The organism is Streptomyces sp. NPDC054834, assembly GCF_053611185.1.
Genome location: NZ_JBSGZV010000045.1, coordinates 54,500 through 80,029 on the forward strand (window position 1 = coordinate 54,500; position 25,530 = coordinate 80,029).

Annotated in this window: 23 protein-coding genes, 1 tRNA gene and 2 pseudogenes; 13 read left to right on the forward strand and 13 right to left on the reverse strand. The window is 67.0% G+C overall.

The genetic code is table 11. The features are described from left to right. Positions 1-21 precede the first annotated feature (21 nt). The 6 genes from ACWGJM_RS39085 to ACWGJM_RS39110 all read right to left on the reverse strand — a co-directional run bounded on the left by ACWGJM_RS39085 (position 22) and on the right by ACWGJM_RS39110 (position 5,638). Positions 22-1,227 carry a 3-deoxy-7-phosphoheptulonate synthase gene (locus ACWGJM_RS39085; RefSeq protein ID WP_453416499.1) on the reverse strand — a complete coding sequence of 402 codons (1,206 nt, stop codon included), beginning with the start codon at positions 1,225-1,227 and terminating at the stop codon, positions 22-24. Between the two features lie 9 nt (positions 1,228-1,236). Beyond that, positions 1,237-2,022: an alpha/beta fold hydrolase gene (locus tag ACWGJM_RS39090; protein ID WP_453416500.1), complete on the reverse strand. Its 786-nt coding sequence runs from the start codon at positions 2,020-2,022 to the stop codon at positions 1,237-1,239. Then, positions 2,012-3,463, reverse strand: coding sequence for a class I adenylate-forming enzyme family protein (locus tag ACWGJM_RS39095; protein WP_453416501.1), 1,452 nt, complete (start codon positions 3,461-3,463; stop codon positions 2,012-2,014). Before ACWGJM_RS39095 ends, ACWGJM_RS39090 begins: the two co-directional genes overlap by 11 nt. Next, positions 3,460-3,789, reverse strand: coding sequence for an acyl carrier protein (locus ACWGJM_RS39100; RefSeq protein WP_453416502.1), 330 nt, complete (start codon positions 3,787-3,789; stop codon positions 3,460-3,462). Before ACWGJM_RS39100 ends, ACWGJM_RS39095 begins: the two co-directional genes overlap by 4 nt. Positions 3,790-3,838: 49 nt before the next feature. Beyond that, on the reverse strand, positions 3,839-5,269 hold the full coding sequence (locus ACWGJM_RS39105) for a DHA2 family efflux MFS transporter permease subunit (RefSeq protein WP_453416503.1): 1,431 nt from the start codon (positions 5,267-5,269) through the stop codon (positions 3,839-3,841). Positions 5,270-5,449: 180 nt separating this feature from the next. Continuing rightward, positions 5,450-5,638 (reverse strand): hypothetical protein, encoded by a 189-nt coding sequence (locus tag ACWGJM_RS39110; RefSeq protein WP_453416504.1) that lies wholly within the window; start codon positions 5,636-5,638, stop codon positions 5,450-5,452. Positions 5,639-5,846: 208 nt separating this feature from the next. On the opposite strand from ACWGJM_RS39110, the gene ACWGJM_RS39115 reads away from it, so the two are divergent. The 4 genes from ACWGJM_RS39115 to ACWGJM_RS39130 all read left to right on the forward strand — a co-directional run bounded on the left by ACWGJM_RS39115 (position 5,847) and on the right by ACWGJM_RS39130 (position 10,987). Then, on the forward strand, positions 5,847-6,506 hold the full coding sequence (locus ACWGJM_RS39115) for a response regulator transcription factor (RefSeq protein WP_453416521.1): 660 nt from the start codon (positions 5,847-5,849) through the stop codon (positions 6,504-6,506). A gap of 455 nt (positions 6,507-6,961) precedes the next feature. Then, positions 6,962-9,625, forward strand: coding sequence for a tetratricopeptide repeat protein (locus tag ACWGJM_RS39120; RefSeq protein WP_453416505.1), 2,664 nt, complete (start codon positions 6,962-6,964; stop codon positions 9,623-9,625). 85 nt (positions 9,626-9,710) lie between these two features. Next, the gene (locus ACWGJM_RS39125; RefSeq protein ID WP_453416506.1) at positions 9,711-10,148 is read left to right on the forward strand and encodes a hypothetical protein; all 438 of its coding nucleotides are present in this window, start codon (positions 9,711-9,713) and stop codon (positions 10,146-10,148) included. A 434-nt stretch (positions 10,149-10,582) separates the two neighbouring features. Further along, entirely contained in the window at positions 10,583-10,987 is a 405-nt protein-coding gene (locus ACWGJM_RS39130; RefSeq protein ID WP_453416507.1) for a DUF6188 family protein, read from the forward strand. A gap of 20 nt (positions 10,988-11,007) precedes the next feature. On the opposite strand, the pseudogene ACWGJM_RS39135 reads toward ACWGJM_RS39130, so the two are convergent. Then, positions 11,008-11,808 (reverse strand): annotated as a pseudogene (locus ACWGJM_RS39135) (IS5 family transposase); the annotation flags it as partial. Between the two features lie 364 nt (positions 11,809-12,172). Here ACWGJM_RS39135 and lexA point away from each other — a divergent pair. The 4 genes and pseudogenes from lexA to ACWGJM_RS39155 all read left to right on the forward strand — a co-directional run bounded on the left by lexA (position 12,173) and on the right by ACWGJM_RS39155 (position 14,590). Beyond that, a pseudogene (lexA, locus tag ACWGJM_RS39140) lies at positions 12,173-12,843 on the forward strand (transcriptional repressor LexA). Positions 12,844-12,897: 54 nt separating this feature from the next. Further along, positions 12,898-12,974 (forward strand) — tRNA-Trp (locus ACWGJM_RS39145). A gap of 122 nt (positions 12,975-13,096) precedes the next feature. Then, positions 13,097-13,660, forward strand: coding sequence for a hypothetical protein (locus tag ACWGJM_RS39150; protein WP_453416508.1), 564 nt, complete (start codon positions 13,097-13,099; stop codon positions 13,658-13,660). Positions 13,661-13,855: 195 nt separating this feature from the next. Further along, positions 13,856-14,590 (forward strand): SOS response-associated peptidase, encoded by a 735-nt coding sequence (locus tag ACWGJM_RS39155; protein WP_453416509.1) that lies wholly within the window; start codon positions 13,856-13,858, stop codon positions 14,588-14,590. A 127-nt stretch (positions 14,591-14,717) separates the two neighbouring features. Here the strand turns inward: ACWGJM_RS39155 and ACWGJM_RS39160 are convergent, their stop codons facing one another. Together ACWGJM_RS39160 and ACWGJM_RS39165 are read right to left on the reverse strand one after the other, a co-directional pair. Further along, positions 14,718-14,876, reverse strand: a complete 159-nt coding sequence (locus ACWGJM_RS39160; RefSeq protein ID WP_453416522.1) for a DUF6207 family protein — start codon at positions 14,874-14,876, stop codon at positions 14,718-14,720. A gap of 556 nt (positions 14,877-15,432) precedes the next feature. Next, on the reverse strand, positions 15,433-17,880 hold the full coding sequence (locus ACWGJM_RS39165) for a tetratricopeptide repeat protein (protein WP_453416510.1): 2,448 nt from the start codon (positions 17,878-17,880) through the stop codon (positions 15,433-15,435). Positions 17,881-18,081: 201 nt separating this feature from the next. On the opposite strand from ACWGJM_RS39165, the gene ACWGJM_RS39170 reads away from it, so the two are divergent. Then, positions 18,082-18,264 carry a hypothetical protein gene (locus ACWGJM_RS39170; RefSeq protein WP_453416511.1) on the forward strand — a complete coding sequence of 61 codons (183 nt, stop codon included), beginning with the start codon at positions 18,082-18,084 and terminating at the stop codon, positions 18,262-18,264. Between the two features lie 1,118 nt (positions 18,265-19,382). On the opposite strand, the gene ACWGJM_RS39175 is transcribed toward ACWGJM_RS39170, so the two are convergent. Beyond that, entirely contained in the window at positions 19,383-20,993 is a 1,611-nt protein-coding gene (locus ACWGJM_RS39175) for an ISL3 family transposase (RefSeq protein ID WP_453416512.1), read from the reverse strand. A 202-nt stretch (positions 20,994-21,195) separates the two neighbouring features. Between ACWGJM_RS39175 and ACWGJM_RS39180 the strand changes: the two genes are divergently transcribed. Then, a complete protein-coding gene (locus tag ACWGJM_RS39180) occupies positions 21,196-21,738 on the forward strand; it encodes an SMI1/KNR4 family protein (RefSeq protein WP_453416513.1) in 543 nt (180 codons plus the stop codon). A 1,134-nt stretch (positions 21,739-22,872) separates the two neighbouring features. Next, positions 22,873-23,493 (forward strand): hypothetical protein, encoded by a 621-nt coding sequence (locus tag ACWGJM_RS39185; protein ID WP_453416514.1) that lies wholly within the window; start codon positions 22,873-22,875, stop codon positions 23,491-23,493. Between the two features lie 26 nt (positions 23,494-23,519). Here the strand turns inward: ACWGJM_RS39185 and ACWGJM_RS39190 are convergent, their stop codons facing one another. The 3 genes from ACWGJM_RS39190 to ACWGJM_RS39200 are packed head-to-tail and all read right to left on the reverse strand — an operon-like array spanning position 23,520 to position 24,642. After that, entirely contained in the window at positions 23,520-24,098 is a 579-nt protein-coding gene (locus tag ACWGJM_RS39190; protein ID WP_453416515.1) for an IS630 family transposase, read from the reverse strand. Continuing rightward, positions 24,095-24,292: a helix-turn-helix domain-containing protein gene (locus ACWGJM_RS39195; protein WP_453416516.1), complete on the reverse strand. Its 198-nt coding sequence runs from the start codon at positions 24,290-24,292 to the stop codon at positions 24,095-24,097. The genes ACWGJM_RS39190 and ACWGJM_RS39195 overlap by 4 nt, the downstream gene beginning before the upstream one ends. Next, positions 24,289-24,642, reverse strand: a complete 354-nt coding sequence (locus tag ACWGJM_RS39200) for a helix-turn-helix domain-containing protein (protein WP_453416517.1) — start codon at positions 24,640-24,642, stop codon at positions 24,289-24,291. Before ACWGJM_RS39200 ends, ACWGJM_RS39195 begins: the two co-directional genes overlap by 4 nt. Before the next feature lie 89 nt (positions 24,643-24,731). On the opposite strand from ACWGJM_RS39200, the gene ACWGJM_RS39205 reads away from it, so the two are divergent. Both ACWGJM_RS39205 and ACWGJM_RS39210 read left to right on the forward strand, forming a co-directional pair. Next, a complete protein-coding gene (locus ACWGJM_RS39205) occupies positions 24,732-25,085 on the forward strand; it encodes a hypothetical protein (protein WP_453416518.1) in 354 nt (117 codons plus the stop codon). Between the two features lie 115 nt (positions 25,086-25,200). Then, the coding region (locus ACWGJM_RS39210; protein ID WP_453416519.1) for a transposase at positions 25,201-25,530 on the forward strand (330 nt) is incomplete at its 3' end.

Consider the following 25,530-nt stretch of genomic DNA (forward strand, 5'->3'; position numbering starts at 1 on the left):
CACCGGCTGTCCCACCTGCTGCTACGTCCAGACGCGTGTCATGGCAACAGCTTGATCTGGGTTGAGGCGCGGGTCGCACAACGAGGTGTAGACGGCGCCGACGGTATGGATTCCGTCCTCGTCCACCGCGCACTCGCTGACCGGTTCCGGAGTCGCCTCCAGGTGCAGACCTGCCGAGGCTCCTCCTTCCGCCATCACCGCGTTCTGAAATTCCCGGATCTCCTCCGCCATGACACTGACCAGCCGTGTTTTGAGCCCTCCGGGCGCGATGACTGTGTTGCCGTGCATCGGATCGCAGAGCCAGATGGCCGGGTGTCCGGCCCGGCGTACCGCGGCGACCAGGGCAGGCAAACGTTCCGCTACGAACCCACGACCCAATCGGGCGATGAGGGTGAGCCGTCCCGGTTCCCGGTGCGGGTCGAGGTGGCGGCAGATCTCCAGCAGCTCCGCCGGAGTGATATGTGGCCCCACCTTGCAGGCGACCGGATTGGCGACACCGGCCAGCATCCGCAGATGAGCTGAATCCGCAGTAGAGGTGCGCATCCCGATCCAGGGCCAGTGGGTCGAGGAAAGGAAGACGCAACCGGCGGAATTGCGCCGCAGCAGCGGCAGTTCGTAGTCCAGCAGTAAAGCCTCGTGGCTCGTCCACGTCCTGAGCCGCCCGTCACGGCCCCTCAGGAAGCGCATGGCACGGTAGGCGGCGTGGTAGCTGGTCAGTAACCTGCGCGGGTCGGCGCGCCGGCTGTCCAGGTCGGGTTCGGGGCGGTTGACCGACAGGCCGCGAAACGACGGCAGGGTCACTCCGTCCACGTTTTCCGTTGCGCTCGACCGCGGCTTTGCGAACTGACCAGCGATACGGCCAACACGTATCACCGGCAGAGCCGTCCTCTCGTGCATCGTCGCCGCGAGCTCTTTGAGTAGCCCCACCTGTTGTGCGAGAAGGCCAGGCGTGCATTCGGCGGGGTCCTCGGCGCAGTTGCCAGCCTGAATGATCATTGCGCGGCCAGCTGCGGCCTCGGCGAGCATGGACCGCAGCTGAATGATTTCCGGCAGTCTCACCAAGCTGGGCATGCGCGTGAGTTGGGTTACAACGGAATCCACGAGTTCGGGTTCCGGCCAGTCGGGCTGCTGCGTCGAGGGAAGCTGCCGTAACGCGTCCAATTCCGTTGCGGACAAGCTCTCCGGTACTTCTTCGGTGAGGTCGACGCTCATCGTCTGCTGGCTCATTTTCACCTCTCAGGCGCGGTCAGTGCGAGGACCTGCGGCAGGAATCCAGTCCCGTAGCGTTTTCACATAGTCCTCGCAGCGGTCGCGATGTATCACGTGCCCGCTACTGAAGTCCATGAGCTGAAAATTCGGGAGACGTTCGAGGACCTGCCGGTCTTTCGAGGAAAGTGGAGAACTGCTGGGCGAGGAGACGAGCGTAAGGACCGGGATCGTCACGGCTTTGGCCAGTTCGGGCAGACAGTAGACGCCGTTCTTCATTAAGGACAGGACGAACGATCGGTCACACTCGACCAGACCGGTCAGGCATGCTTCGATGTCCTCTTTGGACCACCTCGGCTGCTCCCTGGCCAGATCTACGGCGAATTCGCCGGGGCGGGTGCGGGCGGCATCGATATTGCGTCCGGTCATCATTGCGAAGAAGCGCGTCTTTTCGTCATACGAGGGTGGGTCTTCGAGTATGAGCCGGCGAACGAGCCCCGGCCGTGCGGCCAGCGCCATCGCGATCACGGCGCCCAGGGAATGACCGACCAGCACATCGACGGGTTCACCGCTCAGAGTTTCCGCGAGGATGTCTGCCGTCGCACCGGTCAGTTCGCCGATGCTGGTGCCGCACCGTTCCCGGCCGCCGTGACCGGGCAGGTCGATGGTCGTCACCCTGGTGCCAGTGTCCGCGAGGTCCGGGGCCACGCGATGCCAGTCGCCCCGCCAGGACGAGGCACCGTGCAGAAGAACGATGGTCCTGCCATCGCGCGCACCCCACGAGGATTCCTGCTCCTGCACCCCCTCACCCCCCATGCCGGACGTGCCGCTTCGCCTTGCCCGACGCGGTACGTGCGATGGACGCAACCAGCCGGATGTCGCCGGGGATCTTGTACGTCGCCAACTGCTCCGCGCAGTGCTGGACGAGTTCTCTCTCGCTGACGCCCTCGTGGGCCACGACATGGGCGACCAGGCGCTCACCGGATAGGTCGTCAGGCAGCCCGAAGACGAGGGCGTCAGCCACCTTCACGTGGCTGAGCAGGACATCTTCCACTTCGGCGGGGTTGACCATGAACCCGGCGACATTCACCGTCTCCGATATGCGCCCGTGCAGATACAGATACCCCTGATCGTCCAGGGTGCCGAGATCACCGGTGTGCACTTTCCCGGCCCGGAAGACCTGGGCGTTCAAGTCCGGTCGACCCAGATAGCCGCCGGCTACCTGCGGCCCGCTGACGACGACCTCTCCCTTGTAACCGGAACTCAGCTCCACTCCCGACTCGTCGAGGATCTGAATGACGACTCCCTCGCACGCACGTCCGACCGACTGGAGCCGTGTAGTGCTGTTGACGGCGTCATTGAACGTCGCGGTGCCCGCCTCGGAGCTGCCGTAGTACACGCGGATTGGATGACCCGCGAGTGTTTCGAACTGCCGGGCGGTGTTCTGGTCGAGAGGAGCTCCGGCGGAAAGGTAGAGCCACACCCGGACCGCCGGTAGGTCACCGTCACTCACGGCCTGCACGATCGACCGATAGATGAACGGGGCGGCGTACATGACCGTGGCCCGGGTACGTTCGAGCACACGCAGCAGCGAGCTGGGCACGATGGTGGACGAGAACCCGATGCTGCTGCGGGTCAGCAGCGCCGGCGTGACACACCCGTTGAGTACCACGGGAAGTTCCGGGCGCACGGGTGTGCAGATGCGCTCTCCAGCACCCATCCCGGACCTGCGGACCAAACCCCGCCCACTGGCGAGCATCCCGCTGTGACGCCACTCCACGCATTTACTTCGACCTGTCGTACCGGAGGTGTAGAGCAGCATCGCACTGCTGTCCCAGTCGGGCTCGGGAAGTCCGTCGGCATGAGCGATGTCCCCCGGGGCCGTTATCAGGTTCACCGTGCGGAATTTGCTTTCCGAGTGGAACCGGGCAGCCTTGTCCGCAGCAGTCACGACGGTCGTGCATCCCGCTTGTTCGGCCACCGTGCGCACCTCGGCCATGGGCCGGGACGGATCGAGCGGGACAGCCACCGCCCCGACTGCCCACGTGCCGTACAGGACCTCGATCACATCGGACGCACTCGGCAGGTACACGATCACGGCTTCACCGCGCCGGACACCGGCATCGGCCAGGGCCGCCGCCCATCGGTTGCTGCGTTCCAGAAGCTCGGCGTAGGTGATGTCTCCGGTCAGTGAGTGCACCGCCGAAGCCCGCGGCGAGTCCTGTGCGGCTTGTACGAGTTCGAAATACAGGCTCACCGCGATCCACCGCCCGACAACTGCCCGCTGAGCAGCGTCACCACGCCCGATATCGAACGCATCTGCTCGGGGTCGGCCTCCTCCAGTGGCAGGCTGACGTCATACGCCTTCTCGATCGCGGTGAGCCAGCTCACCAGCCTCAGGGACGAGAGGCCGAAGAGGAGCAGATCCTCGGCGTCACTGACTTCTGCCAGCTCGGCATCCGTGACGTCCAGTATCTTCGACAGCAGTGCCCGCACTGATGCCTGCAACTCTGCTTCCGGTGCCGAAACGGCTAGACCGGCGTCCGGTTCCGCCGCTTCTTGAAAATTACTTTCACTCACCATTGTGCCAACAACTCCCATTGCTGATTCGAATCGGGCGGGTCTGACTCGCTCATCCGGCATTAACCTCGACGAGCGGATCAGCGGACTTCTTCGGTTTCTGGTCGGAGACGCGTACGAGCCGCAGGGCGAGCATTAGTGCGATACAGGCGGAACCCAGAGCCGTGAGATAGGCACTGTGAATTCCGGACAGGGAAACGGACATCCCATGATCCGTGCGGCCGCTGCTGAGATTGAGCACCGTACTGAGGAGGGCAACTCCCAGTGATTGTGAAATTTGCAGGAAGCCAGAGAACATGGCCATCGCGGAGTCCATCCTCGGACCTGTCACCTCATGCAGCACGGCGGCTCCGAGGAATTCGATCAGTATCCCGAAGCACAGGCCGCGGAGAATGGCCATGAGAACGAGAACTGCGATTGACGTACTAGCGGAGACCGTGGCCAGCAGTGCGAGATCGACGATGAGAAGAACGAAACCACCGCTCATCACGCGACCGGGACCGTACTGGTCGAACAATTTTCCTGCCAGGGGGCTGATCGCGCCTCCGGCAATAGCCACAGGAACGATGAGGGCGCCAGCTCCGGATGCACTGATTCCTCGGACTTGCTGGAGATAAAGCGGGAATAGAAATTCAGCCCCCAGCAAGCCGAAGGACCCGATCCAGGCCATCAGGGAGCCTACTCGAAAATAGCTGATGCCGAAAAGGCGGATGTCGAAGGCAGGATTCCCGATCCGTAGCTCCCGCCGGGCGAACAGGAAAAGCGCCGCACCGCCGAGGACCAGGAGTCCCGCGAAGACCGCGAGAGACTTCCCGATCAGGCCCTGCGAAACCTGCGTCATGACGATGAGCAGGCACACCGAACCGATGATGGCGAGCGCCACGCCTTGCACATCGTAGGGACCGCCGGCTTTGCCGGGCGTGCTTCGCAGTCCCCGCCACACCATCGCCAGGGCGAGCAGAGCAATGGGCGCATTGATCAGGAAGCACCATCGCCACAAGCCGTTGTCGACGAACCATCCGCCGACGAGCGGACCCAGTGCGGGAGCCACGACGATGGCCAGTCCGTAGGCTCCCATGGCCTTGCCGCGCTCGGACTGGGCGAAGGAATCGAGGATGAAGGTCGCTCCCAGCGGGAGGAGTACTCCGCCGCCTGCGCCCTGTATGACCCGTCCCGTTATCAGCACCCAGAAATCCGGTGCCGTTCCGGCGATGACAGACCCGACAGCGAAGATACCGAGGCCGAAGGCGAAGGCCCGCTTCCTCCCCATACGGCCTGCCAACAACCCGCTGGTGAATATCGCCGCACCCAGGGCGAGAGTGTATGAGCTGATCGTGAGTTGGGTGCCACCGATTCCGACATCGAATCTGGTGCCGATCCGCCCGAGTGCCACGTTCACTACCGTAAAATCCAGCGGCACGAGCCAGCTTGCGCAGACGATAATGGTGACAACTCGCCACTTGTAATCGATCCGTAACGACATGAACGCCCTTCGGGTAGATCGCATTCAGCACGCGCGGCCAGCTCGATTCATTTCGCGGGGAAGCCGCGCAGAACGGTGCAGGCGGCGACGGCGTCGTAGCTGCGGTTCCAGGCCGCTGTAAGCAGGTGTGACACTGCTTGGACGAGGACTGGGCCGGTTCCGTCGGCTTCGGTTTCCGCCTCAATCTTGAGCGGCCACCCGATGTGTGCGGGATGTGCGGTTGGCGGTCATGCCTCCGGTTGCCCGCCTGCCGACCTCGGCCATCAGCGTGCCCCTGCGCAGCACGACCGGCTTGGTCACCGCAGCGAGTCCCGGCACCTGCTCGCCGGCGACGAGTGGCCTTTCCTGCGGGGTGAGCGGTTCGGACATGATCACTCCTTCCTGCTGTCCACGCGGGGACAGCGATCGACTGACGGGTGACGGGCCGGACGAGGTGAGCGAGTCCGTTCCGTCTGACCTCGACTTTTCCTGCCGAGGAATTGAATGGGCAGCCGGTTTCGCCACCCTGATCAATGGCTGGACCGCTGCTGGTCCTTGGCCCGTCCGTGTGGCTGCACCAACCGGTGCCAGGCGACGCCTGTGGCAGCAAGAGGCTGTGGCGAAGCTGAAGGTCGGTGAGGGATGGGCGGTTGACGTCGCGCACGACGGGGGGTCAGGGCTCGAGCGGGCGAGTGAGAACCCGTATGACGCGATCGTGCTGGACGTGATGCTGCCGGGCCTGAACGGATACGGAGTGTGCGGCCGGCTGCGTGAGGCGGGTATCTGGGCGCCGGTGCTGATGCTGACCGTGATGGACGGGGAGTACGACGAGGCAGAGGGACTGGACATGGGCGCGGACGACTACGTGACCAAGCCGTTCTCGTTCGTGACACTCCTGGCCCGGCTGCGAGCGCTGATACGGCGCGGACAGCCGCAACGCCCCGCCGTGCTGCGCATCGGAGACCTGGAGGTGGATCCCGCAGCCCGGCACTGCCGTCGCGGTACGGTGCCGGTGGTCCTCACGGCACGGGAGTTCTCGGTGCTGGAGTACTTGGCGCGGCGTGGCGGTCAGACGGTCACGAAGACCGCGAGTTTGGAGGACCTCTGGGACGATCGGTTCGACGGAGATATCAACGTGGTGGAGGTCTATGTCAGCGCCCTGCGCTGCAAGATCGACGCGCCCTTCGGGCGGCGGTCCATCCGCACCGTCCGGGGGATCGGCTGCCGGCTCGACGTTGCGCCGGAGACGGCGTGCTGAGGACTCGCCGGGCCAGGCGGACCGAGGACGGCCTGCACCCGGGAAGCGTGCGGCTGCGGCTGACGCTGGCCGCGGCCCTGGTCGCCGCCGTCCTGCTGACTCTGGGCGCCGTTGCTATCGCCATCTCGGTGCGCAACGCGACGGCCAACGTGGCCGCCAGCGCCAGCGGTCCACCGCGGCGTCCGAGTCTGATGGTACGTAGCGCCCGCGCTTGGCCCGGGGCTTGTGCACGGCGCTCGGTGATGGCCGTCGCCGGTGTTGCAGATTTCATCAGGTGACTCTCCCTGTCTCTGAGGGCCCCGGCGCTCGGATGGAGCTCCACGAGGGCGCTGCATCACCATCGCGCTTACGAGGCCCTCGAAAGGCCGGTCCGAGACACGTGGAGACAAACCTGGACACGCATCAGCCCGCAGATACCATGGGGGCGGTCGCGGAGCGCCATGGGGGTGGTGCGGATGGACGAATCGCGCACGTTGCGTGAGCTGCTGGATGAACTGGACCGGTGGCGGGTGCGGGCGGCCCGCGGGACCGGGAAGGCCCGCGTTCCGCTGCGCGACCTGGCAGCGGCCAGCGGTGTTCCCCGCAGCAGTCTCGCGAAGTATCTGACCGGTTCGACGGTCATGCCAGCCGATGTGCTGGACGCCGTGGTGCAGGCGCTGGGCGCCGATGCGAAGCAGGCACGGGAGTGGGCCGAAGCGTGGGAGAAAGCCACCGCCGGTCACCTGCGATCGGAGCGCCGGGAGGCGGGGCCGGTGCGGGGTTTGTGGCAGCTTCCCGCCGACACCAGGCTGTTCACCGGCCGGGGCGGCGAGGTGAAGACGATTCTGGACCTGGCCGCGCAAGCCTTGGCCAGTAGCGGTCCGGGGGCGGTGCTGATCTCGGCGATCGACGGGATGGGCGGGGTCGGCAAGACCGCGCTGGCCGTGCACGCCGGGCACCTGCTGGCCGATCGGTTCCCCGACGGGGCGCTGTTTCTGGAGCTGCACACACACACCGTGGGGGTGGCCGCCCGCACCGCCTTCGACGTCCAGGGCACAACCCTGGTTGCGTTGGGGGCGGCGCCGCAGGCCATCCCGGCCGATCCCGACGCGCGCGCCGCAGCCTACCGGCACCGGCTGGCCGGCACCCGCACTCTGATTGTGGTGGATGACGCCCGCGATGAGATGCAGGTGCGCACCCTGCTGCCCGGCACCGGGGGCTGTCTGGTGCTGGTCACCAGCCGCAACCGGCTCAAAGCCCTCGACGACGCCGAAGCGCTGCGGCTGGACGTCCTGACTCAGGACGAAGCCATAGAACTCTTCTGCAAAACTGCCGGTTCAGACCGGGCGAACACCGCCGATCCGGCCGTGCTACAGATCATCCAGCTGTGCGGAAGCCTGCCGTTGGCGGTGCGGATCGCCGCCGCGCTGCTGCGCACCCGCCCCGCCTGGACACCACAGCATCTGCTGACCGACCTCACCGAGAACCTCGCCGGCCTGGAAGCCTTCGACGACGGGCAGCGCCGCCTGCCGACCGTGCTCGACATGTCCTACCGGCACCTCCCCGAGCCTGCCCGGGTCCTGTTCCGGCGCCTGGGCCAGATCCCCGGCCCCGACGCCGACATCTACGCCGCAGCCGCCCTGCTGAACTCCGATCCGAAGACCGCCGACAGGCTGCTGAGCCTGCTGGCCGACCGCAGCATGCTCACCGAACACACCGCCGGCCGCTGGCGCATGCACGACCTGCTGCGCGAGCACGCCCACGCGCTGGCCAACACCGAAGACACCCCCGAACAACGCCAGGACGCCCTGGACCGGCTCCTGCACTACTACGCTCACACCGCGCAAACCGCCTCCGCCCCCATCGCCCGCACACCACGACCCGTACCCGACAGTCCGGCCCCGGCCCACGCCCCCGACCTGGCCGACCCCGAGACTGCCCGGGTGTGGCTGCGCACCGAATACCCCAACCTCGATGCCGCCTTCACCCACGCCCACGCCAGCCGGCTTCACCGGCACACCGCCGCCCTGGCCGCCGGTATGGCCGAAGTCCTGCGCGCCGACGGCCCATGGACCCGGGCGCTGGAAGTCCACCAGGCCGCCGAGGCCGCCACCCGCAACAACCCACCCGCCACCCGCGCGAACATCCTGAACGACCTGGGGCGGGTGCGGCACCGGACCGGGGACTTGCCGGGTGCGGCGGACGTCCAGATGCAGGCGCTGCAGATCTTCCGGCAGATCGGCAACCGCCTCGGTGAGGCCAACGCACTGAATGACCTGGGGCTGGTGCGGCAACGGACCGGGGACTTCCCGGGTGCGGCGGACGCCCAGACGCAGGCCCTGCAGATCTACCGGCAGATCGGCAACCGCCACGGTGAGGCTTATGCCCTGACCGACCTGGGGCAGGTGCGGCAGCTGACCGGGGACTTGCCGGGTGCGGCGGACGCCCAGACGCAGGCGCTACAGATCTTCCGGCAGATCGGCAACCGCCACGGTGAGGCTTATGCCCTGAGCGAACTGGGGCAGGTGCGGCTGCTGACCGGGGACTTGTCGGGTGCGGCGGACGTCCAGATGCAGGCGCTGCAGATCTTCCGGCAGATCGGCAACCGCCACGGTGAGGCCATCGCCCTGACCGAACTGGGGCGGGTGCGGCACCGGACCGGGGACTTGCCGGGTGCGGCGGACGTCCAGATGCAGGCGCTGCAGATCTACCGGCAGATCGGCAACCCCCTCGGTGAGGCCAACGCCCTGACCGACCTGGGGCAGGTGCGGCTGCTGACCGGGGACTTGTCGGGTGCGGCGGACGCCCAGACGCAGGCGCTGCAGATCTACCGGCAGATCGGCAGTCGCGGCAACGAGGCCTGGGCGCTGAACATCTACGCTGCCAGCATCGCCGCGCTCGGCGACCGCCCCCAAGCCCTGACGCTGTACCAGCAGGCCCTGGACATGAACCGGGAGTTGAACAAACCCGACGACGAAGCAATCTCCCTGGAAGGCATCGCCGACCACCACCTCAACACTGGCAACCCCGAACAGGGCATCACGTACCTGAACCAGGCCCTGGAGATCTATCAGCGCCTAGGCATGCGCGTGCACATCGAACGCGTACAGGCCCGACTTGCCGAGATCTCCGGCCAGTAGCCGCCGCAGGGCTGGCCGTCTGTGGAAGCGAGGCCGCTGATCATGTTCGGCTCCGAACGAGTCGGCGGACTGGCACCATTGGCCGGTGCCCGCATCCTTCGAACGTCCTGTCATCGCGCAGCGGAATCTGGCGGCGCTGCTGCGCGGCCTGGCCGGCAACCCCTCCGCCTCGCCGGAGGTTCTGACTCGCCTTGCGACGGCGAATATCGATCGAATCGAGCTCGCCCGTCGCCGCGACCTGCCCGCGCAGGCCGCGGCGATCCTGGCTGGCGACGAGATTGTGAATGTGCGGTCGGAACTGGCCGCGAATCCGAACCTCCTCGCCGACGTCCAGCTCATCCTTGCCAAGGACGCCGACGCGCGGGTGCGTGGCACTCTGGCGCAGGGACACGAGCACTTCACCACGATCGGCGTCAGGCCAGCGACATATCCCTCGGCAGCCCGCACGAGACTGCCGCCGCGGGCCTCCCGGCGAGTCTGGGCGGCCAGGCTCTCAACGTTGATCGCCCACTCGTCCCCGTAGTCTGACCCGAGACGGCTAACGCCCGTTCCGGCCGAGGACCGGGAACGGGCGTCGCCACGAAGTCACTAATCCAAAGATCTTGACAATTGCTCCTCGTGTCTCGGACGGGATCTTCGCGGGGCGTCCATCGGCCAGGACGCCGGGGTCCGGATCGTCGTCTTCGTACCGCTCATTCGCGGACCCCGCGGCCGTGTCGTCATCGCCCTCGTGCTGCACCGGCCAGCCGCCAGCCGACTCCGAGGCGGCCATGGAGGGGTCTGCGGTACCGGAGCGTCACCGAACAGCCAGTCATCATCCGCCCCATCGAGCGGTTCCCCGTAATGAGGGCACACGTCCTTCATCCTCAGACTCCTTATTTTTTCGGTGCCCTCTCTTAGAGCTCGTAACACGATCTTGTGTAGCAGCGTGGCAGCCAGGGTCCGTAGTCTTGCGGTATGGACAATTGGATCAACCGTGTGGCAGACGGCTGGGACATCCGCTCGATGCGTGGGATCGGCATCGGAGAGATGATCATCGGCCGCGTCCTGCGGCTTCACGCCGGTTCGAACCAGATCGAGGTCCACAGTCCCGCAGAGCTGACGGCGAACCACGAAGCCGTGCCCGTCCACGCATCCACACGGACCAACCTTGACCGACTGCCGCAGCTGCTCGATCAGGTGGTCGCCGAGGTCCATGCAGCTGACTCGGGCAGCCTGCGAGTGCGCTTCGCCAATAGGTGGCGTCTGGACGTGCCCATTTCTTCCGATACCTTCGGCTGGGTCATCGGTCTGCAGGGCAGCTACTTCATCAGTTCACTGCCCGGTGGCGGCGTGAGAATGCCCGACCGAACACGGGCTTGAGCGCCAACCCGCGACGAGAGCGACTTCTTGAGCCTCCTCCAGCATATGAGTGAGCACCCGATCGAGACAAAGGCATCGTGTAGGTCCAAGCGGCGTTCCCATCGAACGGCGAGACGCTTGAACTGGTGGAGGAGCGCAAAGGTCTGCTCCACCACGTAGCGGATCCTGCCCAGGCCCTGGATGTCGGGGTGTCCCTTGCGGGAGATGACCGGCAGATTCCCGCGCCGACGCAACTCTTGGCGGTTGGGGTTGCTGTCGTAGCCCTTGTCGCCGAGTAGCGCGTCGGGGCGCTTGCGGGGGGTGGCCGACCCGGCCGGCGACCGGCGGGATGCCTTCGACCAGGGCGAGAGTCTGGGTGACGTCGTTGACGTTGGCCGCGGTGGTGATGACGTTGAGCGGGATGCCGCCGCCGTCGGTGATCAGGTGGTGCTTGCTGCCGGTCTTGCGGCGGTCGACCGGCGACGGGCCCGTCGCGGCACCCCCTTTTTCGCGCGCACATGGGATGCGTCCACGCACGCGCGACTCCAGTCCAGATCGCCGGCCGCGTTCAGCTCCGCGAGCAGTATCCGGTGCAGCCGGTCAAAGACCCTGGCTTCCTGCCATCGCTCCAGGCGCCTCCAGCAGGTCTGCCCGGAACCGAAGCCCAGCTCCAACGGCAGCTGCTGCCACGGGATCCCGGTGAAGAGCACGAACAGGATGCCCTGCAGGCACAGCCGGTCGGGGACTGGCTTGGGGCCGGGGGACCGCTCGGGCCAGGGCGGCAGCATCGGCTCGACCATCGCCCACAACTCGTCATCCACGACCCACGGCTTGACGCTCACGTCCTCACGAACGGCGCAATCGTCGTACCGGTTACGGCTGGCCTGCACCAACCAGCAAGATCGTGTTACGAGCTATTATGTAGAAACCAGTCTTCATCCCACGCGAAATGCCGAACGAAATTTAGCGACGCGACGAGAACGCTTTTGACGTGCATAAATGACCTTCGACAGCGGTCCCTGCGCCCCGGGATGCACGCGCGGCGCCCAGCCGGAGCATGCGGGGGTCTCCCGCCGGGCCGACGCTCGCGGCGGCAGGAGCACTACCGAGGCCGTCTCCCGGACGTCAGAGAGGCGACAAGGTGTTCCATTTAGGGAGGATGGCGGGTTAGGGTCATTCCGAACGATCTTGTACGGAGGTGCCGGGATGGAGAACGCCGCGCCCGCCCGTCGGGGCCGTCCCCCGGGCTCCCAGACTGCCGAGGGGGAGCTGACGAGCCGCCAGTCGGCCATCGTCCGTTACATCACGGAGACGGTCGATCGGCAGGGCTACCCCCGTCGATGCGTGAGATCGGCCAGGCCGTGCACCTCGCCAGCACGTCCTCGGTCGCCCACCAGCTGATGGCGCTCGAACGCAAGGGCATCCTCTACCGCGACCCGCACACGCCTCGCGCCTACCGCGTCAGGCCCTCGTGGGCGCCCGATCTGGGAGGTAGGAGCGAGGCACCGGTCGACGTACCGCTCGTCGGACGGATCGCCGCCGGCGCCCCGCTGCTCGCCGAGGAAATGGTCGAGGACGTCTACTCACTGCCCCGCCAGGTCGTGGGCGACGGCGATCTGTTCGCCCTGACCGTGGCCGGTGACTCCATGATCGACGCGGCGATCTGTGACGGCGACATCGTGACCGTACGAAGGCAGGACAGCGCTGACCACGGCGACATCGTCGCCGCGCTCCTGGAGGACGAGGCCACCGTCAAGGTCTTGCGGCGCCAGGACGGAAGGGTGTGGCTCATGCCGCGTAACCCCGCCTACCAGCCGATCCCCGGCGACGATGCGCGCATCCTCGGCAAGGTCGTCGGTGTCCTGCGGCTGCTCTGAGCAGAAATCCCTTGGAGAAGAGCTGGACGGTCATGCCACGCTGACTCCCACCGAAGGGGCGTAGCTCAGCTGGCCAGGGCGCCGGTCTCCAAAACCGGATGCCGCAGGTTCGAGTCCTGCCGCCCCTGCCAGGCGAAGTCGACGAGAGACCAGAGGATTCCGCCCGCTGGCGTCACACCGATCCCGAGAGAGTTGATGATCTGTAGGCGGCTCCCTCAAAGTGGACCGCCCCCTCGGACACCCCGGAGACCGCATGAGTGAGAGCAGCGCCCACCCCCTCGGCATCGAGCCGCCCATCCCCCATCTCCTAAGCGGCGCGGACGAAGAGGAACTCACAATCAACCTCGGGTTGGGGCTCGTGGCCCGGAAGGCCGCGGAGGCCGAGTACATCCTGCACGGGATCTACGTGCACCTCGTCGAAGCGCAGAAGGCCTACAGCGAACTGGCAGTCGCCACCGGCGGCGCGCTCGTACAGCAGTGCCGAAAGAAGCTGGAAGCGGCCACCCTTTCCGCCTCGTGCAAGAGTTCACTCGCCGAAGACCTGGACGCTGCGGAAGAAGGGTTCCGCCTACGGAACCGCTACCTACACGGCTACTGGATCTACGACGACGAGTCCTACCAGTGGCTCACCTTGAAGGGAGCCCACCGCAGTGACCGTCCTGAGATCACTTTCATCAACAGCAGCGAAGTGTGGGAATTGGCCGAGCGCTTCCAGAAGCTCTGCTCCAGCCTGCTTCACTGGGACACCGCCCACTTCGGCGAGCCGGCCGACGACGAGGACGGTCACCAGGGCCTGGTCTCGCGCAAGCAGATCTGACGCTCGGCACGATACCGCTGGACGATCAGTTCGTCGGGCTGACGTTCGGCCTGCTGGACATCGTGGCGTCTCTGCGTTTTGTGGGTCTGGACGCATCGGTGGCGTCTGAGGGGCAGCAGCCCGCTGATCAGCCTTCAGCGGCACACGCTCACGGTTCGACGCCAATTCGCACTCTGCTAGTGCAAGAGTGGCGGTATGTGTGGTCGATACGTATCCACTCGCAGCCCGCAGGAGCTGGCCCCGCTCTTTGAGGTGCCCGACGTGCCGGCGAAGGAGACGCTCGCGCCGAACTGGAACGTCGCCCCGACCAACGACGTATGGGCCGTCCTCGAACGTGCACCCCGCGACAAGGACGACGCCGCGCCGGTGGAGCGGGCGCTGCGGCCGCTGCGCTGGGGCCTGGTCCCGTCCTGGGCGAAAGACCTGAAGATCGGCGCCCGGATGATCAACGCGCGGGTCGAGACGGTGCACGAAAAGCCCGCATTCCGCCGCGCGTTCACCCGGCGCCGCTGTCTGCTGCCCGCCGACGGCTTCTACGAGTGGGAACAGATCAGGGACCCCGACACCGGCAAGGCGCGCAAGCAGCCGTACTTCATCCACCCCGAAGACGATCAGGTAATGGCGCTCGCCGGACTGTACGAATACTGGCGTGACCCGGCCGTCGAACAGGACGACGACCCGGCCGCCTGGCTGATGACCTGCACCATCATCACCACCGACGCGGCCGGCCGCGTCCACCCCCGCATGCCGCTCGCTCTTACTCCTGAGCACTACGACGCCTGGCTCGACCCCGCCCACCAGGATCCCGCCGAGCTGCGGGCCCTGCTCGGCCAGCCGGCCGACGGTCACCTGGATGCCCGCCCCGTCTCCACGGCCGTCAACAACGTCCGTAACAACGGGCCCCAGCTCCTGGACGAACTCGCCTCCTAGGGCTTTTCCGGCGTTGCAGTGTCTCCCGAAAGCGACTTCGCCCGGAGAGCGAGCGCGTTGGGGGCGGGTATGGCACCGTGGGTTCAGGCTGGCTCCGCCACTTTCCCCCGTAGTGACGGAGTCAGCCTCACTGCATCCTGGGGAGATCTGTCTCAACAGGCTGGGGGAGTACCTGCCGGAGATCGGCGTACAGGCGGATCCGTACGCCGGGCTGAGCTGGGTCCCGCGTCGTACGCTCGGCCGTTGCCGTCCCCCATGTCCGGGCGACGGCGTCCAGGAAGGCCATCACGGTCGCGGCGCCAGTACCTCGCCACGTCGCCGAACACTCGCCGCCGGTGGACCACTACAGGCACCAGCCTCCGCAGTGCTCGAACCCTGGATGAGACAGCGATGCGCATCGCCGACCGCCTTCAGCGTGAGGTCGACCCGTTCTCGGTAAGCGCCTGGGACATCATCGACCCGGAGATCCTCACGCTGGACGAGACACTCCGTCTTTCGTGGCCGCTGCAGGCAATCGACCGCGTCGGCGACCCACTGTTCGAGGCCTTCTTCCACCGGGCTGGCGCCTGCCCCTCAGCTCGCCGGGTTGCCACGCACCATCTTCGACCAGCCCGGCGCCGAGCACTTCTACGACCAGATCGCCTGGTTCACCAAGGGCCAGCAGCGCCGGCCCGTCCTGAGACTCGGCGCAGTCACCGGCGGCCAGGTCGACTTCGTCGATGCTCTCCAGGACAGGCACACGCTCACCGACCTGTCCTGGCACATCTCCGACCACTACCCCCTGCGGATGCAGTTCGCGGTCCTGGCGGACTCAATCCCGGCCGTCGCATCGTTCGCGTCCATCAGTGGTCACCGCAGTCGTCGACCTCGTCGAAGATGCGTTGCAGGGCTTCGACAGCACGGTGGTGCCCGTCATGCGAGAGCTCCCCGGCCACTTCCTTGACTGTGAATGCCGCGCCGGCGTCGATGGCTCTGCGGGCGAGGGCCGTTCCCAGGGCGACGGTGTCCGGCTGCCGCAAGCGATGCAACAACAGCAGCCAAAGGGGCTGCATGGTGCGGCCGTGGTCGAGGGCGGTGAAAGCAAGTTCGTCGGCCTCGGCGTGATCACCGTGCTTCTCGGCCTGCATCATGGGACCGGTGGTCTCGCCCGCCTCGATCCCCTCCGCGTAGAGGTGGCGGGCCCCTTCGATGTCACCCTCCTGGTAGTGCAGCCGGACCAGGTCCTGATAGCAGTCCACGAGCCCGGCGTCGATCGCCTTGCGGAAGTAGATCTTGGCCTGCGTGAGATTGCCTGCCCTCTCATAGCGATAGGCCAGCCGGGAATAGGCGTGGATGTCTCCGCTCTCCGCGGGTCGTGCGATCCGTTCGGTCCACTCGGCGGCCTCATCGAACAGCCCGTCCTCGGCAAGCAGGAACACCAGCGTCTGCATGGCGTCGTCCTCACTGGCCTCGGCACCCTGCCGGAACCACCGCTCCGCCTCCGCCCGCTGCCCCAGCGCCAGGCAACGGCGCCCAACGTGCACGAAGGCATCGGGGGAGCCCTCGTCTGCGAGCTCACGCCAGACGGATGCGGCCCGCTCTGGCTCGCCAAGTTGTTCGAGGCAGTGTGCTTCCTTGCGCAGGTAGACGTAACGCATGAAGGGATTGCGCTGGAGTTCCCCGGACGCCCGCTGCTCGTCGATCTTCACCAGTGCGCTTTCCGTACGGGCCCTCTCGGCATCCTGCCCCAGCACGTAGGCGGAGCTGCGGTCGTGCAGACCGAGGAGGTCTGAACCGTCCGCAACCGAAGCGGACACACGGACACGCCCTCGCTCGTACGCGGACCGGGCGAGGGCTCGGCGGTCGTCATCGGTGTGGGCATGCTGCAGGGCGGCAGCCCAGAACGGCGTGGGCGGGCAGTCGTGGCGGAGCTCGTAGCGGCCGAGTTCGAGGAGGTAGTCGGACAGCCGGTACAGCGGCTGGTCCGGTGGGCGCCTGCCGGGCCGGGGTCGGATCAGGCTCAGGGGGCCCGGGACGCCCCGGCACGGGGCGGAAAGGTACTCCAAGGCGTTCTCGAGCCACCCGGGGTGGGCGTGTTCATCCCATACGCGGTCAGGGGTGAGCACGGATGCGGTGGCTTCGAGCGCAGGTGCGGGCAGCGCCAGGCCGTGGCCGAGGCGGCACAGCTGCACCGCTGCGGTGATGAGGCAGAGGGCCATCGGTGAGGCGCGCTCGATGCGCTCCAAGAGCGCCGGCACGCCCGCGAGGTACTGGGTGAGCTGCCCGCCATCGGCGAATTCGGACGCCTCGGCGACGCGCGGGTCGGCCTCTGCCGCCTGGGCCAGGGCCGCAGGCTCACAGACGAACTGGCCTGGGATCCGCGCGCTGACGCCGACTCCGGTGAGTAGGGCCCGGGCCTGGGGGTGGGCGTCGTGGGGTGGAGCCGAGGTGGCGGTGAGGCGCTCCCACCCCTCTGGGTGAACGGTGGCGAACGCCAGGACGGGGCCGCGCCCGGGCGTACGCAGCAGTTCACGCAACCCGGCAGCGACCCGCTCGCCGACGGCCGCGTCGCTGGTCAGCAGATAGTGCTGGATCTCGTTGAGCCAGAGCACCGTGCGCGGCCCGACTCCCGGCAGGCCCGCGAGTACCGCATCAGTGTGGCTCGGCACTATCGGATGCCACAATCGCCAGTTATCTGGAAGGAGTTGGACCGCCTCCCAGCAGGCTCGGGTCTTGCCGGTGGAGGAACCACCGATCAAGATCACCAGCGCGCTGCGTCCCTGCAGGGCGCCGAGGACCGACTCACGCAGCAGAGAGTCGTGTTCGCGCTCCACATACAACGGCAGCACCGGCAATGGGCCAGATCCGTCACCGCAGGGATCTTCGATCGCCCGGTGGACCTCCAGGGCGAAGGGGTCACGAAGGTCGCGCACCAGCCACCCGGGCTGCTCGTGGGCCTCCAAGATCGCCCTGGCCTGGGCCCGTTCCGCGTCCGCCTGGGTGCGGCGTGCACGCCGCTCCACCTCCCTGTCGTACGCGGTACTCCAACGTTTCCTGCTTAACAGGCCCCCGCCTGCAGCCGACACCACACCACGGCGGTCCGCCTCCGCTTCGAGAGCTTCAACGACGGCCAGCAGCGCGTCTTTCCGGCGAGGGAAGCGCTGACCGCGCAGCCAGTCACCGATCGTCGTCGGCGCGACGCGAGCACGGCGCGCCAGGGCGTGATCAGACGGCCGACCATCCAGATGCCCACGGCGAAATTCCCCCAGTTTCGCCAACTTCTGGCGGAACTCGGGCTCTTCCCCCGCCATGTGCGCCCTCCCCCTTCCGCCGACCTCCAGCCGGAGACAGCCACCAGGCCATCTTCGCAGCCCATGCCGTTCGTCTTCGCGGGCATGGACACATGCTCACTGTCCAACTCGCAGCGGATGCCTATGGGACACGGCAGTTGGACAGGAACAGTTGCTTCCCGACCCGCCGGAGTACCGCTCCTGGCCGTACGAGGAGTCGCGATGAACGCCATTGATGTCCTGTCCCTTTTGCTCGCCATCTCCTTCTCCGTGAACGTCGGCGGCGCCGCTGGGTGGCTCGCCGCATGCGCCGGGATGGAGTGGGCCCGCGCGGTGCTACTCGGCGGCGGGGCCGCCGGCACCACCATGGCGCTCGTATTTGCCGGGGCTGCGGCCTTTCGCTGACGTCAGGAAGATGGAACGAACCAACCACTGCGCCCACCCGCTGGTCACCAATCTCGTGTTCGTGCCGAGGCAGCGCGGTGCGTGTGCGTGACCAGTCTGGTGTCACCCAGATCAAGCGGCTGGGGGCAGCGGCCGGTAACGACGACCGCGCCGCCGCAGCGCCCGTTTCGCCTTCTGGCTCGGTAGCTCAGCTGACACTGGTCGGGTCTGCCGAGATGAGGCGGACGGACGCGCTCTCAAGGGCGAGCAGTCCGTCGTCGTTGCTGTGAGCCTGGAAGAAGGCGCCAGGGATGGCGATGGGGGAGGCGGTTAGCAGGGCGCCGATCTGTGCCGCGCCGGGCCGCTTGCCATCGTTTTCCCAGACCAGCCGAGGGTGGGTGAGCCGGTGAGCGGTGGCCCCCACTCGGGGTAGATGTCGCTCTTGTACCACAACGCCATGGCGCGGGTCATGATCGAGCTGCGCAGTGCGGTGCATGGCTGCGGGGCCCACCGCTCGGCGTGGGCTTCTTCTGCGCCGGTGAGTTCGCCGGAATCCCACAACGGCTCAGTGTGGGGTTTGTGATGCCACTGGGTTTCTCCGCGGAGTGTGCGGCGCATATCTGCTGGTGTACCAGGAACTGATCGTCGAGTCGACGAGGTCCAGACGGGCCCCAGTGGGGAGGTGCGCCAGGCGCAGGCGGCGGTTGTTGTGGCCGAGGAGCCGCAGGCCTGGGATGCCGGCGACCCGGCCGCCGTTGTACAGGACCGGCATGAGCCGGGATGCGATCCGGCAGGCGGTATTGGTGTGGATCTCCAGCGTCTCGGGACGGGAAATGATCGCGTTCAGGTAGCCATGGACGCTGCTGAAGCACCGTTTACGCGGGTGCTCCAGTGGATGAGGAGTACTGGACGAGCTCATCAGGCAGGCCACCAGCAAGGCCTGGAAACATTGCTGTGCGGGCCCTGCCCAGTCCAGGTGCACCCGGCCTGATGGCGTTCGCGCCGCCTTGCGCGGGCTGATGTACAGCAGTTCCTCGCATGCCCGACGCAGCGCTGTCGGTGGTCCGCGAAAAGGGGTTCTGGATCACTTTCCGTGCCGGGGCCACGGAGGGTCACCACAAGCGCGATCATGAACGGCCTCACGCCGCGAGGAGGATCTGCTTGCGGAGCAGGTCGAAGTTGGCGCGGCCGAACATCTGCCGCTTGAGCATCTTGATCTTGTTGTTGTGGCCTTCGACGGCGCCCGAGCTGTAGCGGAGGCTGAGCCCGGCGACGACGGCGTCGAGGTCCTGGCCGAGGCCGTTGACGAAGCCGTGCAGGGCGGCCACGTCGTCAGCCTGCACGCGCTCCATCCACTGACCGAGGTCCTGGCCCCGGCGGTCGTTCATCAACTCGGCGAAGGCGCGGACGTGTTCGGCAGTTCGGTCGAGGGCGGGGCAGCGGGCGAGAATCTGCTTGAGCTGCTGGGCCTGGTCGTCGTCAAGGCGGTCGGGGTGGCGGGTGATCCAGCTGCTCACGTCGCGCACGGACGGCGCTTTGCGGGGCGGACCGTCGTGCGGGAAGGCTTCGCGGAGCCGTTGGACGTACCTCTTCACCACGCTCTCGCCGCCGGGATAGCCGCGCTCGCGGACTTCCTCGAACAGGCAGCGGGCGACGGTGCAGCCTTCCGTCCATCGCTGATGGAGGTAGGGCTTGTAGGGGTCGAGGATGCTGGTCCGGCCGGTCCACCGCCCGACCAGGAGCTCGTCCGCGGTGGCCGCATTTGCGAGGCGGCGGACGGTGTTGCGGGCCAGGCCCAGTCGGCGGGCGATCGGCCGCAGGCCGAGCCCCTCATCCAGCAGGGCGTGGACGGCCGCGTGCTGTTCGCGTACCCGGTCGGACAGACGGCCCGACTGCCGTGGTTCATTAGGGGAAGGCGGCGCAGGCTCCGGGTTCTCCAGGGGTTCGGCGATGCGGACCGGGGCAGTGTTCTCCGGCTCGCGCAGGAGGGCGCGGTGCTGGATGACCGTCTTCTCGACGGCCTCGGCCAGGTTTTTCCAGATGTGCCACCGGTCCGCGACGTGGATAGCGTCCGGAGCGCCGAGCCGTCCGGCCTCGGCGTATGCGGTGGACCTGTCACGGCAGATCACTTCGACGCCGGGGTGGTCGGCGAGCCAGGCGGCCACCGTCGCCGTGGCCCGGTCGGGCAGCAGATCGATGGGACGGCGCGTGTCGATGTCCACCAGGATCGTGCCGTAGTTGTGTCCCTTGCGCAGAGCGAACTCGTCCACCCCGAGCACCCGCGGCGTGTGCACTTCGGGCTCCGGCAGGCGGCGTATCAGCCGCAGGAGCGTTGACCGGCTCGCCCGGACCGCGAGCGTGTTCGCCAGGCGGGCGCCGGCCCGGCCCGCGAGCATCACCCCTACCTGTTGCAGCACCTTCTGCAGCCCGGTGCTTCGCCTCCCGTGCCGGAACGTGAGTCCGTCGACCTGCTCGACGAACGTGGCCTGCCGGCAGGCGCGGTCACGGCAGCGAAACCGCCGGACTTGTAACTCGATCACCACGGGACGCCCGGCGACTGCAGTATCGGCAAGGCGGCGAACGTATCGGCTATGCACCCGGCCCGACACCGTCCCACAGGCGGGACATGCGGCCCGCTCCGCCGATGCGCGGGCCCGCACGACCACCAACTCGCCGTCGACCACTGCGTTTTCGATCACTACGCCTTCGACCTGGTGGAACCACAGGTCTTGGAGGAGCACATCACCCACGGCCGTTCATGATCGCGCTTGTGGTGGCCCTCCGTGGCCCCGGCACGGAAAGTGATCCAGAACCTGAGAACGGACAGCAGATGTGCACCACTTCCGGAGGCGTCTATCTTCGACTCTGTTCGATGTTCGTGGCTTGGGGCGGCGCGGCTCCATGGTGAGGCGGCCGCGATGGGCTGTCAGTCCGTTCTGCCAGCATGCTGCCGTGACAGACACACATGATCAGCGTCCCGCCGAAGCCACTCTCAACTTCCTGCACTCCGTGTTCCCGCCGGAATGGCGCGAGCCGGCGCTCGGGCATGAAGCCGTCACGGAGTGGGAGCAGGAGAACGGGGTGGTCCTGCCCGAGCCGTACAGGACCTTCATCGCGGAGGTCAGCAATGGGTCAAGCCTGGGCCCCGCTGGCGACGGCGGTCTCCAGCCGCTCGGCTCGCTGCCCGACACGTGGCCGGACCTGGGCCCGCGACAGCCAGGGGAACCGTTCCCTCTGGAGGCAGCCTGGGGCTGGGAGGACGATGAGAGTGTCAGCCCTGAGGATCCACGGACCGACGCCGCGTTCAACAAGGGGTCCATTGTTCTCGGATCCGAGGACGGGCAGTCGTTCTGGCTTCTGCTGACCACCGGCCCCCGCCGCGGCGAGGTGTGGATGGTTGCAGAGGTCGGCGCGGTCCCGGCGCCCGGTGACCAGGCATGGGGCTTCGAGGAGTGGGTGCGGCGTTGGCACACCGGCAACGATTGGTGGGACTGATCGGCCTGCGTCTCCCATCTCTGCCCCACGGTGCAAAGTAGTCAAGGCCTGGCATGCCTCTAAAATGCAGGTTCCCAGGGCAGAGAGGACGACCTGTCAGATGGCAGCGCCGGACGGTACGACATCCCGCTCTCCGAGTGGTGATCCTCAGCCTTCCGGCTCGCCGCCAGAAGGCAGCGATGAACGAAGGCCCCTGCTTCGGCGCATCGCTGACAGATGGAACGGCCTCGGGCCCGCAGGCAAAGCGGGTGTGTTTGTGGTCTGCGGGGTGGTCGCTGTGGGGGTCAAAGCCTTCTTGGCTCCTTCCAACAGTCGAGCCGCAGCTCCCGCTGCGGTCGAGGAGGAACCTGACCCACTCGTCAGGTGGTTGACCGACCATGCAGGCGGCTACTACCAGTGCAGTCACAGGCCGTGCAGCAAGAAGGTAAACCCAAGGATCATGGATCACGACTGCTGCGGCCGGTGCCAGCGCTCGAGCGTGCGGGACTGCTCGGGAGCCGCGCAACGTGATTACGACGGCCCTGGCAGCTTCGCTCACAACTACTTCGAGGTGCTTCTGCGCCCCGGCATCTGCGAGGTCTGCGGCGAACCCCCCGAAGCACACCCGTGGGAATTCGACCTCATCCACGGCGAGCGCCGCGCTCGGTCCGACGGCTGACCCGCGCCCGGCGACGTCGCCCCGGCCCCATCAACCACCCGTCGGTTAGTTACTTTTCCCCCAGCACGGCGCCCGGGCCGGCGGTCGCACTCAGGAGGCGACAAGGCCCCCTCCGATCATCATGCGGTCTCCTCTTTTACTTCACTTGTCAACCACATATGATCACGGCCTGCGCGTACTACGTGGGGAGTGCACCTAAATGAGGGGTTCGCTGGTGGGAGTTGTCTTCAGTGCGGCTCCGAGCTTAATTGGCTGCCGTCAGGCCTCTACGACACGTTGAACCGCCTGGTCTGGGGCCTGCACGGGAAGGACCGTGTGCACACCGTCCTGGACGCGTGCAGCGCTACCGGCATGCGGTAGGACCCGGACAGGCACCTTGGCGGAGGCGATTCGTCCACCGGCACTCGCGCGGCCGGGCAGCCGTGCGTTCAATGCAGTTGACACTCAACCGATAGTGGACCCGTAAGGGGGGCTCAGTGGATCAGGAACGGTACGTCGAGGAACCCAACCAGGTGCTTCACCCTGGGAAGTACCGCCGGGAGCGGTACAACGACACGAACGGCGCCGTCTACGAGACGACGCACTACGACGCGCACGGCAACGCCTTCAGCCACAACCACCAACTCGGGCCGGCCGAACGGTACGGGTACAACTATGTGGGAGGCGGCGCCTCCCAGAAACCCCGCGCTCACAGCCAGCCGTGGGCTCAGTCCCCTGCCGGAGGCACTGCGGCCGCCGCGGGAGCGGCCGCCGGGGTGGCCGCAATATCCGAGCTTGCCTACAACCATGTGCAGGACAACGCGATCGGGGATGACGACGACGGGGAGGGCCTTCTCCTCCTGCTGATCGTCGTGGCTGTGCTGGCGTTGGGTCCGCTGTTCCTCGGTGCGTGGATGGTGCGGCGCGCCGCGGCGGCTGGCGGGAGCCGCACACACGGCAGGTTCGTGCTTTTGCTGGAGGTCCCTTGGCTGGCGTTTCTGTGGGGCTGGCTCTTCGACGGAGGCGTGGCAGCCTGGATCGCGGCTGTGGGCACGGCCGGGACGGTCGGCGTTTGGTACGCGCTGACGCTGCGGGACGAGGCGCGCTCGCGCCGCTAGGACGCTGAGCGTCCTTACTGATCTTTTCATAAGTTCGGTTGGTGTGGTGGGTGGATGGTCAGGCCGGTATGGGCGAGGAATGACAATGGAAGTCGGGGGTTGGCGTTGATGCGGTGGATGCCTTGCTCGGTGGCGTCGGCGACATCGGCGAGGTGGTCGCCGGCGAGGTTGGCGAGTTCACGCTTCTTGAGTGAGGACCACAGCAGTTCCACCGGGTTCAGCTCGGGAGCGTAAGCCGGTAATCGTTCCAGGGTGAGCCAGTCCTGTTCGGCGACCCAGGCCCGCATCGCCTTGCTCCAGTGGGCCGACAGGCCGTCCCAGACCAGGACCACTCGCTCGCCGCGGTAGAACACCTTCATTTGCTCCAGGACCTCGATGAGTCCGGCGGTGTCGTAGCTGCCGGGCTTGAGGTGGAAGCACATGCGGGCCCCGCGATCGGGGTCGGTGGAGTGGTAGCCCAAGGCCCCGGCCATCGACGCACGCTTCCAGTTCAGGCGGTGCCGCAGGAGCGGAGTCCGCCCTCGGGGCGAGTAGGTGCGGCGGATCTGAGGGAGCAGGGAGACGCCTGATTCGTCGAGGAAGACGATCCAGGCACGTGTGTTCACGGCCCCTTTTTGATGCGCGGCCACTCGTGCGCGATCCAGCGTGCGATCTCCGATTCGTCCCGCTCGACCGCCCGCCGCTCGGGCCGTTGCAGGCTCCATCCGAGCCGGCCGGTCAGCAGCCGCCATACCGACGCCCTCGACAACACCACTCCTGTTGTCCGGGTGACGACCGCGCCAACTCGTTCCAGGGTCAACAGGTCGGCCTCGAAACCATGGCCTGGGCACCTTGCTCCAACGCGGTCCGGACCATCTCGACCTGGGTGTCGTCCAGCTTGGGCGGGCGTCCGGTGGCTGCCCGTCGCCGCAGGGCCGAAGTACCGCCTTGCTCCCACACCCGCCGCCAACGCCGCACACTCTCGGCGCACACCCCCACCGCCCCCGCGATCTCCGCATTCGAGACGCCGTCCTCGAACAACTCGACTGCCCGAACACGACGCGCCTCCGCCAACTGAGGTCGAGACAAAGGAGGGAGGGAGGAGCCGGCAACCGAAGGAGAAGGTTGATAAGCCACGCCGACAGCCTCCCACCCACAAGCCCACCACACCCACCGAACTTACGAAAAGATCAGTAGTACTCCAGTGTGGCTTCGTGATCGCGTCGGTGGTGTCAGTGGCGCCCCTTACTGTGCCGGGCATGGGCTATCACGTGCACATCACCCGGCGTACGCCGTGGTGGGAGGATGAGGGCGAGCAGATCACCACGCAGGAGTGGGCGGCGGTGGTCGCTGCCGACCCGGAGCTGGAGATGGTTCAGGTGGCCCGGGTTTCTCCGCGAGGCCAGGACGCGGTGTTGGAATATCGGCACGAGTGGCTGGCCCAGATGGTCACCCACCCCGAACGGGACACTCATGGCGCCTGGTTGGACTGGGGAGAGGGGCAGATCGTGGTGAAGCACCCGGATGAACTCCTTCTCAAGAAGATGCGGGAGATAGCCGGGGTGCTGGGGGCGCGCGTCCAGGGCGACGACTGCGAGTACTACGACGAGTAAACGCTGCCCACCCGCAGCAGGAACGGTCACCGCGTGATCATCAGGGGGTGTGTGGACTCCTGAAGACCGTGCGGTGGCCGCGGGCCACAGCGTAGACCCTGACCGGTGGCGGGCGATGTTCGACGAGGTCATGGCCCGGATCGCGGGCAGGTTCAGACGGGTTGAGCCCCGGGCCGCGGCCCGCGCGTACCTGCTCGGACTGCTGTCGGGCGTCGAGCGGAAAAATTGCTGGCAGTTGGCCGAGCAGACGGGTCTTATGCGGCCCGGGCCAATGCAGCGTCTGCTGCGCTGCGCCCGCTGGGACGCCGATGCCGTCCGCGACGACCTGCGTGCCTACGCCGCCGAACACCTTGGCGCCGGCGGCGTTCTCGTCGTCGACGAGACTGGCTTCCTGAAGAAGGGCCGGTCCTCAGCCGGGGTACAGCGGCAGTACACCGGTACCGCA